13 protein-coding genes are annotated in these 16,782 nt (G+C 53.5%); 5 read left to right on the top strand and 8 right to left on the bottom strand.

Features of this window, described 5'->3' with window-relative positions; genetic code table 11:
• Window positions 1–11: 11 nt before the first annotated feature.
• Complete coding sequence (gene polA / locus QET93_RS09110) at window positions 12–2,840, bottom strand: DNA polymerase I (RefSeq protein ID WP_280132108.1); 2,829 nt, start codon at window positions 2,838–2,840, stop codon at window positions 12–14.
• A gap of 100 nt (window positions 2,841–2,940) precedes the next feature.
• A complete protein-coding gene (locus QET93_RS09105; RefSeq protein WP_280132109.1) occupies window positions 2,941–4,566 on the bottom strand; it encodes a beta-N-acetylhexosaminidase in 1,626 nt (541 codons plus the stop codon).
• 129 nt (window positions 4,567–4,695) lie between these two features.
• Here QET93_RS09105 and serS point away from each other — a divergent pair, with 129 nt between their 5' ends.
• Window positions 4,696–5,964, top strand: a complete 1,269-nt coding sequence (gene serS, locus QET93_RS09100; RefSeq protein WP_280126304.1) for a serine--tRNA ligase — start codon at window positions 4,696–4,698, stop codon at window positions 5,962–5,964.
• Between the two features lie 166 nt (window positions 5,965–6,130).
• On the opposite strand, the gene QET93_RS09095 is transcribed toward serS, so the two are convergent.
• The 3 genes from QET93_RS09095 to carA form a co-directional block, all read right to left on the bottom strand.
• Window positions 6,131–6,724, bottom strand: coding sequence for a type 1 glutamine amidotransferase family protein (locus QET93_RS09095; RefSeq protein WP_280132110.1), 594 nt, complete (start codon window positions 6,722–6,724; stop codon window positions 6,131–6,133).
• Window positions 6,725–6,828: 104 nt separating this feature from the next.
• Entirely contained in the window at window positions 6,829–8,103 is a 1,275-nt protein-coding gene (locus QET93_RS09090) for an adenylosuccinate synthase (RefSeq protein ID WP_280126302.1), read from the bottom strand.
• Window positions 8,104–8,159: 56 nt separating this feature from the next.
• Window positions 8,160–9,320 (bottom strand): glutamine-hydrolyzing carbamoyl-phosphate synthase small subunit, encoded by a 1,161-nt coding sequence (gene carA, locus QET93_RS09085; protein WP_280132111.1) that lies wholly within the window; start codon window positions 9,318–9,320, stop codon window positions 8,160–8,162.
• Between the two features lie 152 nt (window positions 9,321–9,472).
• On the opposite strand from carA, the gene rpoN reads away from it, so the two are divergent.
• A complete protein-coding gene (gene rpoN / locus QET93_RS09080; protein WP_280132112.1) occupies window positions 9,473–10,906 on the top strand; it encodes an RNA polymerase factor sigma-54 in 1,434 nt (477 codons plus the stop codon).
• Window positions 10,907–10,927: 21 nt separating this feature from the next.
• Here the strand turns inward: rpoN and gmk are convergent, their stop codons facing one another.
• The 3 genes from gmk to QET93_RS09065 are packed head-to-tail and all read right to left on the bottom strand — an operon-like array spanning window position 10,928 to window position 13,732.
• Window positions 10,928–11,524 (bottom strand): guanylate kinase, encoded by a 597-nt coding sequence (gene gmk, locus QET93_RS09075; protein WP_280126299.1) that lies wholly within the window; start codon window positions 11,522–11,524, stop codon window positions 10,928–10,930.
• A 31-nt stretch (window positions 11,525–11,555) separates the two neighbouring features.
• Window positions 11,556–12,434: a YicC/YloC family endoribonuclease gene (locus QET93_RS09070; RefSeq protein ID WP_280132113.1), complete on the bottom strand. Its 879-nt coding sequence runs from the start codon at window positions 12,432–12,434 to the stop codon at window positions 11,556–11,558.
• 20 nt (window positions 12,435–12,454) lie between these two features.
• The gene (locus tag QET93_RS09065) at window positions 12,455–13,732 is read right to left on the bottom strand and encodes a valine--pyruvate transaminase (RefSeq protein ID WP_280126297.1); all 1,278 of its coding nucleotides are present in this window, start codon (window positions 13,730–13,732) and stop codon (window positions 12,455–12,457) included.
• 131 nt (window positions 13,733–13,863) lie between these two features.
• On the opposite strand from QET93_RS09065, the gene QET93_RS09060 reads away from it, so the two are divergent.
• The 3 genes from QET93_RS09060 to QET93_RS09050 are packed head-to-tail and all read left to right on the top strand — an operon-like array spanning window position 13,864 to window position 16,682.
• Window positions 13,864–14,235 carry a hypothetical protein gene (locus QET93_RS09060; RefSeq protein ID WP_322189954.1) on the top strand — a complete coding sequence of 124 codons (372 nt, stop codon included), beginning with the start codon at window positions 13,864–13,866 and terminating at the stop codon, window positions 14,233–14,235.
• 19 nt (window positions 14,236–14,254) lie between these two features.
• A complete protein-coding gene (locus tag QET93_RS09055) occupies window positions 14,255–15,676 on the top strand; it encodes a hypothetical protein (protein WP_280132114.1) in 1,422 nt (473 codons plus the stop codon).
• A gap of 52 nt (window positions 15,677–15,728) precedes the next feature.
• A complete protein-coding gene (locus tag QET93_RS09050; protein ID WP_280132115.1) occupies window positions 15,729–16,682 on the top strand; it encodes a hypothetical protein in 954 nt (317 codons plus the stop codon).
• The last annotated feature ends 100 nt before the right edge of the window (window positions 16,683–16,782 follow it).

Below are 16,782 nucleotides of genomic sequence, written 5' to 3'. Positions count from 1 at the left end.
TAGATATGGATTCAATGGGCTTCCAGCCAGTTTGCTCCTGTCTGGGCCTCTACGGAGGCTGGGACGCCATGCGGGAGGACGAGTGCAGTCCGCATGGTTTCTACGATGGGAGAGACCAATTCCTGCTCTTCCTTGTGGAGATCGATCAGAAGTTCGTCATGAATCTGCAGAATCAAGCGGGAACGGGTTTGTTCAAGCAGGCGATGGACGCGGATCATAGCGATTTTGATCATTTCCGCCGCCGTGCCCTGGATGGGGGTATTGATGGCCGTTCGTTCGGCGGAAGAACGGATATTTTTGTTGGCGGACTGGAGATCGGGGAGCATGCGCTTCCTGCCGCACAGTGTCTCGGCATAGCCGAGGCGGGTGGCTTTTTCGATCAAGGTGTCCATGTAGGCTTTGACTCCGGGGAACTGGGTGAAATAGTTTTCGATGAGGGCGGCTGCTTCCGCGCGCGGACAACCAAGTCGCTGGGAAAGCCCGAATGCCGAGATGCCGTAGATGATTCCGAAATTGACCATTTTGGCGGCCCGGCGCATGTCCGAGGTGACGTCTTCCCGGGCGACTCCGTAAACGCGGGAGGCGGTTTCGGTGTGGATGTCGCGATTGTCACGGAAGGCATGGATCATGGCTTCGTCTCCGGAGAGGGCCGCCATGATGCGCAGTTCTATCTGGGAATAGTCGGCGGAGAGGATGAGGTATTCATCCGATCTCGGGACGAATGCTTTACGAATCAATTTACCCTGATCGGAGCGAACAGGTATGTTTTGCAGGTTGGGATCCTGCGAGGCGAGACGCCCGGTAGCAGTAAGCAATTGGTGGAACTGGGAGTGGATGCGTCCGTCTGCCGGAGAAATGAAACGGGGCAGGGCATCGAGATAGGTACCTTTGAGTTTAGCTGCTTCACGGTAGGCGAGAATGTCACGAACGACTTCGTGCTTTTGCGACAGAGTGGAGAGGGTTTCTTCATCGGTGACGAATTGCCCGGTTTTTGTCTTCTTGGGTTTTTCGACCAATTTGAGTTCTCCGAAGAGCAATTCTCCGAGTTGTTTGGGGGAATTGAGGTTGAGCGGGTGCCCAGCCGCTTGTTCGACCTTTCGGATGAGATCTTCGAGGTAGCCTGTCATGGCATCGGAAGCGTCTTCCAAGGCTTTGGGAAGGATGCGGACTCCTTCGAATTCCATGTCGGCAAGGACAGGCAGGAGAGGCATTTCGATCTCCATAAAGAGAGGTTCCATACCGCTTTCACGGACTTCCTTACGAAGGAGGCCAGCCAGTTGGAAGGTGATGTCTGCATCTTCGGCGGAGTAACGAGCCATGGTTTCGACAGGGACAGCGGCGGTATCCAACACTCCCTTGCCTTCTCCGGGAGGGGCAATATCGGCAAGTTTAATGGTCTGGTAGGAGAGCATGGTTTCCGCGAGAGAATCCATGCCATGCTTCAGTCCGGGGTTGACGAGGGCATGCGCCAGCATACTGTCGAAGAAGGGGCCCGCAACCTTGATGCCGGCCGCCCGCATGACTTTGATGTCGAATTTAAGGTTATGCCCGATTTTTTCCGCAGGTCCGGCAAAGACGCTACGGAAGGGTTCCAGATCGGATGGATCGGAAATAGAGACATACCATGCCTTGTGGGGTTCCATGCAGAAGGCGATACCGAGCAGGGAATCCGTCAGAGGATCCAATCCGGTCGTTTCCGTGTCGAAGCACCAGGAGGGAGCCTGTTCGAGGAGACGGGCAAGGCGGAGGCGTTCTTCCTCCGTGTTGATGAGGATGTAGTCGTGGGGGATATCGTTGACGGTTTTTACAGGATGGTCCTCGAACAGCGTGAGCTGCCCATCGGACTGTACCGTAACGGGATGACCCGCAGAATCGTCGAGGGACTCGGAAGCTGAACGGACCGGAGCAAAGAGGTCGTCTGGGGGAAGATTGGCGGGAGCGTTGCGGGGGGGATTTTTGCCGAAGAGACGTGCCTGGATGGTACGGAGTTCGTATTCCTGAAGGAAGTTGCGCAGAGCCGGCTCATCGGGAGTTTGACGAACGAGGGCATCCAGTCCGACGGAAAGCGGTACGTGACGGTTGATGGTGGCCAGTTTTTTGGAGAGGATGGCTTTGTCGGCATTGGCCTCGACGTTTTCCCGGCGTTTGCCTTTGAGTTGATCCGTGTGGGCAAGGAGGTTTTCAACAGAGCCGAATTCTTCAATGAGGGTTTTGGCCGTTTTTTCTCCGATGCCGGGGATGCCGGGGATGTTGTCGGAAGCATCTCCCATGAGGGCGAGGATGTCGATGACCTGGGAAGGTTCCTTAATATTCCAATGTTCAAGCAGAGTGGGGACATCGATGATTTCATGTTCATTTCCCCGTTTGCCGGGACGCCAGAGGAAACATGAAGGTGAAATGAGCTGGCCCAGATCTTTGTCCTGCGAAACCATGTAGGAGGCAAAGCCGTCCGTTTCATCCGCCATGCGGGTGAGGGTGCCGATGGTGTCATCCGCTTCGTAACCGTCAATCCGGAGAATAGGGATACGGAAAGCTTCCAGCATGCGGATGATTTCCGGGATTTGGGCACGGAGGTCCTCCGGCATGGATTCCCGGTTGGCCTTGTATTCCGGATAGATGATATGGCGTTCCGTAGGAACCGACGTATCAAAGCATGCGGCGAGGTGGGTAGGGGCTTCCTGGTCGAGTATGGAGAGAAGGGTGTTGGCAAATCCGAAGATAGCAGACGTGTTTTGCCCCTTGGAATTCCGGATGGGATTGGTGATAAAGGCAAAGTGGGAGCGGTAGGCCAGGGCCATGCCATCCAGCAGGAACAATCGGTTGGGGGCGGGATCACTCATCTTCGGCAAGATTATCAGCAGGACTCCGGAGGTGCAATACCCGAGGTTTCCGGGAACGCAATTAGCACGTTCCCGGAAATACCTTGTACGGGAGAGAAAATCAGTCCCGGAAATCCATGGGTATGACCTTGTTATCCTTGTTGCATCCGACGGGTTCCGGAGTACGGGACGGGTCGCGTTCGTCAAAGTAATAGATACCTTGCTTGTCGAACGAGGCGTAGGCATTTTCCATGCGTTTGCGGAAATTGTCGTAGTTTTTCACTTCCGGGGCAGTCCATCCGGATTCCGCGACGGCGCAGAGGCGTGGCCAGATCATGAAGTCGAGGCGCTTGGGCGTGTCAATGCGTTCCGTCCAGACATTGGCCTGGACACCCATGATGAGTTTTTGCTGATCGGACGGGATTTTCCACTGCTCCAGGCCTTTGTCCGGGAATTCATAGACGTCCTGAAGAGGGCAGAACCCGTTCCATGTGCGTCCCCATTTGTGGGATTGATGCTGGGTAAAATCGAAATACAAAGGACGGCGCGGAGAGAGGATCGTCCTATAACCGGCCTCAAGGGCTTTCTTCAGGATCGGAACCCGGTCATGGCGCCACCACATGAGGATTGTTTGATCCTGTGGAGCGTGGACTTCTAGCATTTCGTCCCAACCGATAGCGGTTTTACCGATTTTTTTATTGAGATTGTCGGTCATGCGATGGACAAAGTAGCGTTCGACATCCTTGTTGGATTTGAGCTTTTCTTTCTCTTTGAGTTGCTGTACTTCAGAGATATCGTCCCAGGATTTACTGGCGAAGGCGACTTCATCACCGCCGAGGTGGATGTAAGGTGAAGGGAAGATGTGAGCAACTTCCTGCAGGATATCGGTCAGGTAGGAGTAAGTTTGTTCCTTGCCGGGATTGAATGTGTACTCGGGGTGGTCCTTGGTACCGCCTCCGGAGTATTCGGGGTAGGCTTTGTTAGCGGCAGTGGCATGTCCTGGCATGTCGATTTCAGGAATGATTTCGATGTGGCGGTCGGCGGCATACTTGATGATATCGCGAATTTCAGCCTGGGTATAATAACGGACGTTTTTGTCATTGGGGCGGCTCCAGGATCCCTGGCCGCCTACTGTGGCAAGCTTGGGATACTTTTTAATTTCCATGCGCCAGCCGGGTTCGTCGGTGAGATGCCAGTGGAATTTATTGAGTTTGTATTTCGCCATATTGTCCAGGATTTGAAGGACTTTTTCCTTTCCGAAGAAATGGCGTGCTTCATCCAGCATGAATCCTCGCCATCCGTAGCGGGGAGAATCCTCAACGATGCCGCAATCCAGATTTTTTATACCTTTGCCGGAGGCGTCCTCCATTTGCTGCAGGAGGGTCTGGATACCGTAAAAAACACCTGCCGGATCGCTTCCCCGGATGATGACCTGCCTGGGTGAAATAGTTAGTTTGTAGGCTTCCTTGCCGGGGATGTCTCCTACCTTGAGAACAAATCGTGCGGAGGTGTCCGGCGCGGTTTTGACCTGCATGCCGAATTTTTTGAGAGCAGTTCCCAGGAAAATGAGTTCATTGTGCAACTCTTTGCCGGCGGCGATGGTAGCCGTCGATGACAGATTGAACTGCCCCGGAGCGTCCGTAACGGAACGCGGCTGAGGAATGGAAACGATGTCGAGAGCTTCGACTCCGGAAACCAGGCAGCAAAGGGAACAAGAGAAAAGAGCAAAGTTTTTGACGGTGATCATGAGTACAACAGTTACGTGGTATGGTTTTATATCCTATCAATTTTCCCGTGGAAAAGAAATAAAATTGTCCGATGAGAAACGGAATTCGGACTTGCTTCGTGGGTGTGTGAAGTGCAATCTGAGCGGGCTATGCTCGATATTCGCATAATTCGTGAGAACCCTGAAATGGTCAAGGAACGCCTCAAACCGCGTGGCGGCGAGGCATGGATGCTGGTGGATGCCGTCTTGAAGTGCGACGAGTCCCGCCGCAATGCCGAAACGGAAAAGCAAAGTTTACAGTCCGAACGGAATGCCACTTCCAAGAAGATTGGCATGATGAAGAAAAATGGCGAAGATTCCTCCGAGCTGGAGCTTCGCATGCGTACCATAGGCGAGCGAATCAAGGAGCTTGACGCTATTGCTGCTCAGGCTGCTCTGGAACAGGAAGAGCTTCTGATGGGTATTCCCAATATGCCTCATGAAGGATGCCCGGTCGGTCTTGATGAAACGTGTAACCCCGAAATTAAAAAATGGGGTGAAAAACCTGCAATCGCCGAACCTAAAGACCATGTCGAACTTGCCACAAAGCTGGGAATGATTTCTTTTGAAGATGCTACCCGCATCACGGGCTCCGGCTTTGTCGTGTACCGTGGCGCAGGAGCCCGGCTGGAACGTGCCCTGATCAACTTCCTGCTGGATACCCAGACCCGTGAACACGGATACCAGGAAGTGGGGGTTCCTTTCATGGTGAAGCGTGAGTGCATGGAAGGCACCGGTCAGCTTCCGAAATTCGAAGATGACATGTACGGTACGGAAAACCAGCAGTATTTCATGGTGCCGACGGCGGAAGTTCCCGTCACGAACCTGTACCGCGACATGATCGTTTCCGAAGACCAGCTTCCCATCAAGATGACGGCTTATACGCCTTGTTTTCGCCGTGAAGCCGGCAGTGCCGGGCGCGACAACAGGGGGATGATCCGCATCCATCAGTTTGACAAGGTTGAATTGGTCAAGATTGTTTCCCCCGAACATTCGTTTGACGAATTGGAATCTCTCTTGGCCGATGCGGAAACAATCCTGCAGAAGCTGGGACTTCACTACCGTGTGATTGAGCTGTGTACGGGGGATCTCGGTTTCTCGTCTGCCAAGACCTACGATATTGAAGTCTGGGCGCCGGGACAGGGCAAGTATCTGGAGGTTTCCTCTTGCTCCTGCTTTGTCGATTATCAGGCTCGCCGCATGAAATTGCGCTACAAGGATGCCGACGGAAAAAACCGTTTCTGCCACACGTTGAATGGTTCCGGAACGGCTCTTCCCCGCCTGTATGTCGCTTTGGTTGAATCCTATCAACAGCCCGACGGTTCAATCCGTATCCCGGAAGCCTTGGTGCCGTACTTCGGCGCTGAAGAAATCCGCTAAAGTAACCGGGGAACTGGCCGGCGTCGTGAGGGCTGGCCTTCACCCGGAATTTGATCTCCGGAACGGAGACAAGTTGTTTTAATCCAATATATCCAAGCCGGCAGAAGAGGGGTGTTTCCCTTTCTGCCGGTTTTTTTGTTGGATGGTGGAGGGAGAGTCCCGGATGTCAAGGTATCCAAATCCCCGTTTTGTACCTTTGGTAATTCTTTTCGATCATCTCCGGGGTATCGGCCTCCAGTGCGGCAAGGATGGCTTTGCTGAATTCAAGGGGATTGAGACCACTGGCTGTGATGATACTGTGGTCGCTGACAACTTGTTTATCGAGGTAGTTGGCGGTGCCGGTGTAATTGGTTCCGGCAAATTGTCTCAGATATTCCAATCCATTGCTGGTGTGCTTCACTTCATTGAGAAATCCATGCATGGCAAGGAACACAGAGGCGTTACAGATGCCCGCCACGATTTTGTTGTCGTCGATAGCTGTCTGGACGAAAGGGACGATTTTCACGGTTTCGGATGTGAACCAACTCATGCCGCCTATTAGAATCAGCCCTGCGTAGTCTGATGGTGCATCCTCTAAACTGTAATCGGGCAGAACCTTGAGCCCGCCGATTGACACGACGGGTTCCTTACTGAGCGAAAGTGTTTTGACGGTGTATTTTGCGCGGCCTGGTTCCAGACCGAAATTCAGGAATGCCGCGATGTAGGCGATTTCCCAGTCGGCAAAGTCGGGGAGCAGGACAAAGAGAACTTCTTTTTTCATTTCTAAAGCAATGGTAAGGAATTCGGAAGAAAATGAAAAGCCGTTTCCTCCTGCGGGCTGGGGAAACGGCTTTGGGATGATTCAAGAATATATCGTGTCGTCAATCAGGCTTCGACGGCAATTGTCTGTTCGCGGTCGGGGCCGACACCAATTGTAGTGATCGGAGTACCGATGAGTTCGGACAGGCGTGCGACAAACTTCTTGGCGTTCTCCGGGATTTCCTTCCAGGAACGGCAGGAAGAGATGTCCTGCATCCAGCCGGGCAGTGTTTCGTAGACCGGTTTGCAGCGTTCCCATTCTTCACAACGGGCAGGGGGATATTCAAGGATTTCACCGTCGAGGTCGTAACCGACGCAGATTTTGATCGTCTTGCACTGATCGAGCCCATCAAGGTTAGTCATGGCCAATTCGTCGAAACCGTTGAACATGGCGGAGAAGCGGAGAAGGATGGCATCAGCCCAGCCACAGCGGCGGGGACGTCCGGTCGTAGCTCCGAATTCGCGTCCGAGGCCATGGAGGTAGTCGGCGATTTCAGCATCTTCCGTGACGAAAGGCCCGGAACCGACGCGGGTGGTATAAGCCTTGCAGACGCCGATGATGCGGTCGATCTTATGGGGCGGCACTCCCGTTCCGGTGCATGATCCGGCAGACGAGGTGTTGGAGGAGGTGACGAAAGGATAGGTACCAAAGTCAACGTCGAGGAATGCGCCCTGGGCTCCTTCGAAGAGGATACTCTTGCCTTCCTTGATCGCCTTGTTCATTACCGGGATGGTGTTGGCGATGTGGGGACGGAGCACCTTGGCTGCCGCTTCTACTTCGGCGATCATTTTGTCTTCGTCCATGGGAGCGGCCCCCATGTTTTGGAGTTCGATATTGGCGCGCTGGATACGGTTGCGCAAGACTTCTTCAAAGATTTTCGGGCAACGCATGTCTGCTACGCGAACGCCGATGCGACGTGCTTTGTCGGCGTAGGTCGGGCCGATGCCGCGCTTGGTGGTACCGATGGCCTTTTTGCCGAGGGAGGATTCGGAAGCGGCGTCCATCTCCTTGTGGAAAGGAAGAACGAGGTGGGCGCGGTCGGAGAGAAGGAGGTTTTCCGAGTTGATGACGATACCCTGCTTGCGGAGGGTTTCCATTTCTTCAACGAGGCCGATAGGGTCGAGGACAACACCGTTGCCGATTACACACAGTTTACCGGGCCACAGGATGCCTGAGGGCACAAGGTGCAGGATGTATTTCTGACCGTTGGCAATGACTGTATGCCCTGCGTTGTTACCGCCTTGTCCGCGGGCAACAACGTCTGCGGTTTCTGTTAAAAAGTCGATGAGTTTTCCTTTTCCTTCGTCCCCCCATTGGGAACCGATAATGATGGTGTTCATGGTAAAAAAACCAGTATGGTCGTTATTTTTTGAGAATCAATTTTTTTGTTGTCGCTTTAAGCCCGGTTGCTGGAACCGGAACGAAAATCTTCGATAAGTCCGGCGAATTCGGCGAAGAAGTAGTTCGCGTCATGAGGACCGGGTGCGGCTTCCGGGTGGTATTGGACGCAGAAGACGGGCAGGGACTTGTGACGGATGCCTTCGATCGTGCCGTCATTGAGGTTGATGTGGGTGACTTCAACATCGTCCGGCAGGGTATCGGGGTCAATGGCGAATCCGTGGTTTTGGGAGGTGATGGCGACTTTGCCGGAGCGAAGATCTTTGACGGGCTGGTTGCCGCCGCGGTGGCCGAACTTGAGCTTGTAGGTTTTGGCCCCGAAGGCATGGCCGAGGATCTGGTGGCCGAGGCAGATGCCGAAGATAGGCAGTTTGCCAAGCAACTTGCGGATTTCCTCATGGATGTAGCCGAGAGCAGCCGGATCGCCGGGCCCGTTGGAGAGGAAGAGGCCGTCTTTGTCCATTGAGAGGATTTCTTCGGCCTTGGTCCTGGAGTTAACGACGGTTACGTCGAATCCTGCCCTGCGGAGACTGCGGAGAATGTTGCGCTTGATTCCGAAGTCGTAGGCGACAATGTTATATTTGACGGGAGGCAGTTTTTCGTAGTTGCCGGATTGCCCGGCGCAAACGTTGGGCAATACCCAATTACGGGATTCGTCTTCCCAGTGGTAGTTGAATGAAGTGGAGACTTCCTGAACGAAGTCGCTGCCTTCCATGGGAGCGCTGTGACGGGCGGCTTCCACGGCTTCGGCAGCGGAAAGGTCGGTGGAGATGCAGGCTCTCATGGCTCCCGCGGAGCGCAGATGCTTGGTAAGTTTCCGCGTATCGACGCCTTGGATACCGAGAATGCCGTGGCGGGCGAGCCAGGTATCAAGGCTTTCCTGTGAACGCCAGTTCGAGGGAATTTTAGAAAGTTCTTCAATGACAAAGCCGCGGACTTGAGGGCCGGAGGATTCGTTGTCTTCTTCATTGACCCCGTAATTGCCGATCATGGGATAGGTCATTGCTACAATTTGTCCACGATAGGAAGGATCGCTGAGTATCTCCTGATACCCTGTCATGGAGGTATTGAAGCAGGATTCCCCGGTTGTCGTGCCGGAGGCTCCGAATGCTATACCCTCAAAAATTGTACCGTCTTCAAGTGCGAGGATTGCCTTCATCAGTTTTAAGCCGGGACAATCTAATGGCCCAATCCATTCATTGCAAGAGAATCTTGATCCATTGGGGGACTTTTCCATGAAAGCGGTCATGAATTCCTCTGTCTAACATCGATCTTGCACAGAATCTGCGTTACGGATAGGCTTCCGGGCGTGTGAGCGATGGATCCCTGCAGCAAGGAATGACCCAGCGCATGGTTGCCGGAACAGCCATGCAGATGGGGGTGCGTGTCCTGCAGGCATCGTCCATGGAACTGGGTCAGATTGTCCGGGAGGTTCTTGAGAGCAATCCAGCATTGGAGGAAGAACGTCCGGATGATCTTGTTTCTCTGGAAGAACCCTTCGATGAAGGACGGGATGACTGGTCGGACGGTACCGGTGACGACTGGGAATCGTATATGACCGATGATGCAATGGATCGGGATGAGGAAGCGGGCGGATATGACAGCGATGCCGTTGCCCGTCATGATTTTGCATACGATTCCATTGCCGGATCTCAATCCTTGTCCGGTTATCTGCGCGAGCAAATCCTTCGGGAGTCCTTACCCGGTGATGTGGAACGTGCCTCTTTGTTACTGGTTGATTATCTGGATGAGCGTGGTTTTTTTTCGGAGGATCCGGAGGAGATTGCCGAAGAGAACGGGGTGTCGCGCAAGACACTGAAGGAGGCTTTAGAAGTACTTCGGGGGCTGGAACCCGACGGGGTCGGTGCTCGCGATTTAAGGGATTCCCTGATGATTCAATTGGAGCATGGAGGTGCGGGGAAGTCCCTGGCTTTTCGGATGGTGCGCGACTGCTGGGACGATCTGGCACGGCATCGTTACCGCGAAGTTGCCGAGAAGCTTAGGGCAACAACGGATGAAGTTACCGAGGCCATGGAAGAGGTCGCCAGGATGAATCCCAATCCCGGTGCAATATTCAGCCGGGAGACGAATCCCTACATTGCTCCCGATGTGCTTGTTGAAGAAGATGAAGACGGTTCGTTTGATGTGTTGCTAACCGGGGATTACGTTCCCCGTCTGCGTCTGGACGATTCGTATAAAGAGGCATTGTCAGAATACGGAGGAAATGCCGAAGTACGGGATTATTTGAAACGGTGTTTTCGCGAGGGGCGCAATTTGATCAGGGCTATTGCGCAACGACAGGAGACGATTCTTCAGGTGGCCCGTGTGCTGGTGCGGAAGCAGGAAGCTTTTTTCAGGAAAGGAGACCGTTTCCTTGTCCCGCTGGGTATGGAAGCGGTTGCGGACGAACTGGGAGTTCACGTTTCGACCGTATCGCGCGCTGTGGCGGGCAAGTACCTTCTTTGCAAATGGGGCTACAGGGAGTTGAGAAGCTTTTTTGGCTCGGGCGTTCAAGCAGCAGGAGAGCATGGAGGAGAATCCGGTGACGGAGATGCTTTGGCGGCGGTGGCGGTCCAGACCGTTATGAAAGAAATTCTGGAGGGAGAACCTTCTTCCAAACCGTACAGCGATGCTGCCCTGACCCGGGAATTGGAAAACCGGGGTATCCGGATTGCCCGCCGCACGGTGACGAAGTACAGGGAGCAGATGAAGGTGCTTCCTGCGTCGCTACGCAGGAAGGGATAAAGGTGGGATGTGGGGGCCGCCTTACGGTTCCAATATAAGCGTTCTGCGTAGACCGAGAGCGATGAGAAGGGATGAGAAGGAAGCGTAGTCGGTTTCCCGGTCGGAGGAAGTCAGCACATATTGGTAATTGCCGATGCAGGCGTCTTCTTCGGCAGCATTGCAGAGGCGCAGGGCGATGATATCGTCTGAGTCCGTATTGCGTCCGCGAAGCCTGGCTTCGAGTTCTTGCTGGGGAACATGGATGTACACATCGGCATAGGCTTTGCGGATGATGGGGTCATCGCAGGCGCGTACCTGGCCGGCACCCTGGACGTCGATGTCCATGACAATGTTGATGCCTTGTTGAAGGAGGTCGATGATGTCCGATTTAAGCGTGCCGTAACAATTGCCGTGGACGGTGGCGTGTTCCAGGAATTCTCCGGAGTCCGTCTTGGCTGTGAAGGCGTCCATGGTGAGGAAGTGATAATCGAATCCGTTACGCTCTCCTTCGCGCGGATGGCGTGTCGTGCAGGAGATGGAGTAACGGCAGAGACCGGCATCGGTGGCCCGGCGGCAGAGGGTTGTTTTACCGGAACCTGACGGTCCGGAGACGACGAGGAGGGATCCCAGTTGGTTCATGGAGAGAAAAGATAGTAGGGGGGAAAGTGTGTTATTCGATGTTTTGCACCTGTTCGCGGATTTTTTCCAGATCCGTTTTAGCGGCGACGACGAGATGGGCCAACGTGGCATCGTTGGCTTTAGAGCCGATTGTGTTGAATTCGCGGAAGATTTCCTGACAGAGGAAATCGAGCGGTCGTCCGGATGGAGTGGATGAATCGCACAGGGCTTTGAATTGGGAGAAATGCGAGGCAAGGCGAGTAATTTCTTCCGTGACGTCACACTTGTCGGCAAAGACGGCCAGTTCGCGGATGATGCGGTCATCACCGAGGTCCACAGGGAGGCCTGCTTCTTCCAGGCGCTTGACCATGGAGTCGCGGAGACGGGAAGGGACGGAGGGGGCCAAGTCGGCTATTTGCGAACGGAAGTTTTCGAGGTTGGAGAGTTTTTCCAGAAGGTCTTTTTTGAGATTTTCTCCTTCGACGGAGCGCATGGAGAGGAATGCGTCCAGGGCTTCGCGCAAAGTCGGTTCCACCAAAGGCCATAGTTCTTCGGCGGATTCTTCCGCATCCTGGGCGGTTGTCATAACTTCCAGACGAATCAAGTCCGATACGGTGAGGGGAAGATCTCTGCCTGCTACTTCCGAGGCTCGGTCGAGAGTTTTCATGCATCCGGCGAGGCGTGTTTCATCAAGGAACATGGTATTTTCCGAAGAATCCGGATTACGGTCTACTGTGACGGAAACGGAGACTCTGCCTCGCGAAACGGCATTCTGGATGACGGGACGGATGGATTGCTCCCATTCGGCATATCCCCGGGGAATATTGATGGCAATTTCCAGCTGCTTGCGGTTGACTCCGGATAGTTCGACTTTGATGGAGCTGGCAGCCGTTTGTATCTGTGCTCGGCCGAAGCCGGTCATGCTGTTCATGGTGAAGTTGGGAAATAGCGTTAGTGTTGTTCCGAGTAAGCCTTGATGATTTCTTCGGAAAGGATAGTCAATCCGCGGCGCAGGATGTCGTCTGACTGGGTGAAACTGATGCGGATGCATTCCTGTGTGTGAGGCCAGGAGTCGTATTCCTCCTTGTCCATGGCAAAGAAGAAATGATGGCCCGGATTGATGAAACAGCCGCGTTCCCGGCAACGTTCATAGAGTTCCTGGGAGGTGATGGGAAGGCCTTCCATCCACATCCAGAGGAACATGGCTCCTTCGTTTTTGTGGAGTTTCCAAGGCAGGTTGTCGGGCATGAGTTCGTGAATCAGCCTGATGGCAAACTCTGCTTTTTGCTGATAGAAAGGTACGACGAGCGATTCGCAGATGCGCTCGATGGAACGGTCTTCGATGTACGGAGCAATGAGTTTTTGTCCGAGATTATTCGGACAAAGGGCGGATGTCGTAACTGTGCGGACGATGGCGTCGATGATTTCTTCCCGGGCGATGATGATGCCGGTGCGCGTACCGGGGAGGCCTATTTTGGAGAGGCTCATGGTCAGGATGACATTTTCGTCCCAGACCGGGGTAGCCTTGACGGAACAAATGTTGGGCAGGGGAGCCCCGTAGGCTCCATCCACCATGAGAGGCACGCCTGCTTCGGCGGCTAGCTTGTGAAGGCGAGCCATTTCATCATCCGTGACGACGTTGCCCGTCGGGTTGGTGGGCCGTGACATGCAAAGGGCTGCTGTCTCAGGCGTAATCTTCAGTCGCTCAAAATCGATACCGTACTTGAACGAGTGCTTGTCGAGAATCGTGATTTTGGGACGGATTCCGCGGAAAACAGCGGCCCCGAAGACGGACTGGGGCTGGTAGCCGATGTAGTCCGGACAGATGGGGAAAAGTATTTCCCGGTATCCTCCTCCGGTTGCCGGTCCCCCCAGAAGGTTGAAGAGCAGGAAGAAGGCCATTTGACCGCCCTGTGTGACGGCGATATTCTTTTCCGTCAATTGCCAGTTATATTTGTCATTGAGATAATCGACCAGCACCCGGATGAATTTGGCGTCGCCGCGAGGGTGGGCATAAGTACCTACGAGGGAATCGAATTCCCCGGAGGCGGCCATTTTGTTGAGGCTTTCATGCCAGAGGGCGCTCACTTCCGGGAAGAAGGCGGGGCTTCCGCCGTTGAGCTGGCAAATATCGGGATTTCCCGAGTGGATAGCCTTGTAAAGGTCTTCCATTAAATCGTCGATGCCAGTGCGGATGATCAGGTTTTGGCCGATTGTAGAAAAGTCCATGGTTAGTAGGGCTATTGTAGGGAGATGAGGGGGAGGGCACCAGAAAATTCAGGTGGGGGCTTCGAAAAGGAGGAGTAAGTCAGAAAATTAGAAGGATTTTTGTCTGCTGTTCGACCAACCGATTGACTTGCATGGTTCTTTTCCTGCATAATACGGACATGAGCTATCTTCAACCATCTCTCAAGGCACTGCTTTGGGCAGGAGTCGCAGTCTGTACACTGACGTCCTGTATGGAAAATGAACAGAAAAAACAGGAGAAGCTTTTACTGATTGAAAAACAGACGCAGGAGATGCTTCAGGAGATCAAGATGATGGAAACAGAGGCTGCCAAAGTCGTTTCTATCCCACATATCGACAAACTTTCCCTGAGTTATGAAAAGGATATTCAGATTCTGTCCCGCAAGGAAAAGAATTTGGATAAATATATTGAAGCTCTGACGCTTCGGCGTGATGCTCTCCGCCTTAAACTAGAAGAATTCCGCGCAAGCCACCCCATTGATTAATTTTTAATTGCCTTATCAAATGTCCCGCAAGGAAAATTTACAGGAACGCTTCCTCGACAAGCCATCGGAAAAACTGGCCGATCTGGAGAAGGAAATCGCAAGGCAGGATGCCGAAGCGGCCAAGGCGCAACAGGAACGCTCCGCCCGGCAACAGAGCAGCGAATCCAAATACGCACCCAAGAACAATTTCTTCAAGGTTGACTTCCAGCCTGCCTCCAGTGGTCAAACAATTGCTCGGAAAACGGTAGCATCGACTGGGGCAATGGCTGCTTCGCCGTCGGAACCAGCATCTTCTTCGTCCTCATCTCCTCATCGGGAAGCTCCTGTGCGCCAGCCGGCTGCCGAGGTAAAAAAGGAACCGGTACGTGTTGCTTCCTCTCCTGTGTCCGAGGATGTGAGAGTCGCTCTTTCTTCTCCCTCTCCAGTTGAAAAAAAATCGGTTCAGGCTCCCATTCCTGTTGCTGCAGAAGAACCTCCTTCGCCTCCCGTGCCCCCTTCAGGTTCTGATGAGGATGCTCTTGAGGATTCGGGCAACAAACAACCGGAAGTTTCTGAGGCTTCAAGCAATTTTTCTTCCGTCCTTTTCTGGAATATTTGCATCATTCTGGGTATCGGCCTGGTCGGAGGTATGGGCTATATGATCTACGAACAGTCCAAGATTATGCCGGAGGATCCGTTGACAAAGGCCAATAATGAATTCGAGCAGGTGCGGAATGAATATAACAAGAAGAAACTTGAATTCTTCGATGTGGAAAAACGGAAAATTCGCAACAAGGCTCTGATTGAAAAAGGGGAGGCAGTTACTATCCTCGAACAGAACGTCGATCTGAAAAACAAGAAAATCAGTGATCTGGAACGTGAAATTCTAGGGGTCCGGGGTGAAATGCGTTCTTACTTCCAGCGCTATAAGGCTGATACGCGCCGCAAGGCCCGCAATCTGCACTTCGACACGATCATGACGGAGAAGACGAAGAAGACCTATTTGGACGTTAGTATCCAGCGTGTGACGGATTCCTATATTTCGATCGTTCATGCGGGAGGGGCTACACGTTTGGATCCATCCGATCTTCCGGAGGCTCTTCAGAATCGCCTTGGATTCGGCGATCCGCTCGGACTGAAATTAATGGAAGCGGAAGTGGCACAGGAAAAGCAGGAAAAAGAAGCTTTGGACAAATATCTTCCCGCCTCGCACAGCCTTCAGGAGCGCCAGATGCTTACTGAGCAATTGACGGAAATAGTCACTCCTGTTCAACAACAGGTAGATCAGCCTGCTGCCCGGCAGACCGCCTCGTCCGCATACCAACCTGCCGCTAGACCGGCTCCCGTACCCGCCAGCGATATCGAACCGGCTTCCGGCAAGCCCCGTGTGGATACATCGGGTCATAGCCTTGATGACAACTGGGTGCCTCCGGCGGCTCCTCAGCCATTCCCCGTGGAATGAGTCGCGGACGCAGAACGATACATCATGCCATTTTTTGCCAATACCTCGGATAATGAGTTTAAGATCCCAGCTGGAAGAACTGTTGCCTGAAATCCTTCCGACTGACCCGAAAGAGGCCATCAAGGGGACGGAGTTGATCCGGCTTGTCCGCATGCGCCTGGGTGGAGACTATTCCGATGCTTCCCTGCGTTACCATTTTTCTTTCATGGCGGCGGAGCCTGATTCCGGCATTGCCAAAGTGGAGCGAGGACAGGGGTATTACCTGCGTATCCCTTCCCGGGAGAGGGACACAAGTATGTCCCCTAAGGGGCTTTTGCCTTTGTTCCTTGGAGAAACCCAGACGGATATGGAATCCATGAAGGCGCGAGCCCTGGCTCTTGTCGTACGACAGTATGATACGACCGGACGCGGTGTGTTCGTATTTGCTCCCGGTGAATACGGTCCGTCGTGGAATAAACCCGAATTGGCAGTTGTGGATTGGCCGGAAGGCGAATGGGAAGGATCTTCCCTCGTCTTTGACAAGAGCGGTCTGGAACGCAGAAGAATGGTGGGAGCTCCTGTAGTTGAGTTGCAGAGTGTTTGTGTCGCCTACATGCCGCAGGCCGATTCCCTGCGAAAAGAATTTTTCCGGGCCTTGTCTACGTCATGTTGGGCGCAGACGGGAGAACTGATCATTGTGGGAGAAATGCCGGATGACGGCGAGGTGGCAGAGCTGCGTCGTTTGGCGGCAGAGTTTGGAGTTGGGGTTGTCTGCATGGAAGTTTCCGAAGAGCGTTTGGCGGAAATGCCCGGAGCAGAGGAGATTTTTCGCGCAGACGATGCCCATTGTGCTCTGTTGCTGGCGGGTATGGAGCCTGTACGCCTGGCGGCGGGACGAGCCAAGCCACGTGGTGCGGAGATGGGAGAGGTCGTCGGTGGCGAGTTCGGAGCGCTTTTTGACTGGATGGCTGCCTGCTTGGAACGCGGGCGAGTGGAAGAATTTGAATTTCGCGTATCAAGTTATTGATTTTTAAGCTGTCGTGATTTTTATTGTATCCCTGTATTATAGGGGAGATGAGTCATCATCCCGTTTTGGACGGGATGACGGGGTCATGGGAATGTGTTGT

The organism is Akkermansia sp. N21116 (genome assembly GCF_029854705.2).
In the GTDB taxonomy this organism is placed as follows: domain Bacteria; phylum Verrucomicrobiota; class Verrucomicrobiia; order Verrucomicrobiales; family Akkermansiaceae; genus Akkermansia.
This window is presented reverse-complemented; position numbering and strand designations above follow the sequence as displayed.

Coding starts and splice junctions, on each gene's coding strand:
- QET93_RS09070 (WP_280132113.1), bottom strand. CDS start 12,434: ATGAACAGCATGACCGGCTTCGGCCGAGCACAGATACAAACGGCTGCC.
- QET93_RS09060 (WP_322189954.1), top strand. CDS start 13,864: ATGGTTCTTTTCCTGCATAATACGGACATGAGCTATCTTCAACCATCT.
- polA (WP_280132108.1), bottom strand. CDS start 2,840: ATGAGTGATCCCGCCCCCAACCGATTGTTCCTGCTGGATGGCATGGCC.
- gmk (WP_280126299.1), bottom strand. CDS start 11,524: ATGAACCAACTGGGATCCCTCCTCGTCGTCTCCGGACCGTCAGGTTCC.
- QET93_RS09050 (WP_280132115.1), top strand. CDS start 15,729: ATGAGTTTAAGATCCCAGCTGGAAGAACTGTTGCCTGAAATCCTTCCG.
- QET93_RS09055 (WP_280132114.1), top strand. CDS start 14,255: ATGTCCCGCAAGGAAAATTTACAGGAACGCTTCCTCGACAAGCCATCG.
- QET93_RS09065 (WP_280126297.1), bottom strand. CDS start 13,732: ATGGACTTTTCTACAATCGGCCAAAACCTGATCATCCGCACTGGCATC.
- carA (WP_280132111.1), bottom strand. CDS start 9,320: ATGAAGGCAATCCTCGCACTTGAAGACGGTACAATTTTTGAGGGTATA.
- serS (WP_280126304.1), top strand. CDS start 4,696: ATGCTCGATATTCGCATAATTCGTGAGAACCCTGAAATGGTCAAGGAA.
- QET93_RS09095 (WP_280132110.1), bottom strand. CDS start 6,724: ATGAAAAAAGAAGTTCTCTTTGTCCTGCTCCCCGACTTTGCCGACTGG.
- QET93_RS09090 (WP_280126302.1), bottom strand. CDS start 8,103: ATGAACACCATCATTATCGGTTCCCAATGGGGGGACGAAGGAAAAGGA.
- QET93_RS09105 (WP_280132109.1), bottom strand. CDS start 4,566: ATGATCACCGTCAAAAACTTTGCTCTTTTCTCTTGTTCCCTTTGCTGC.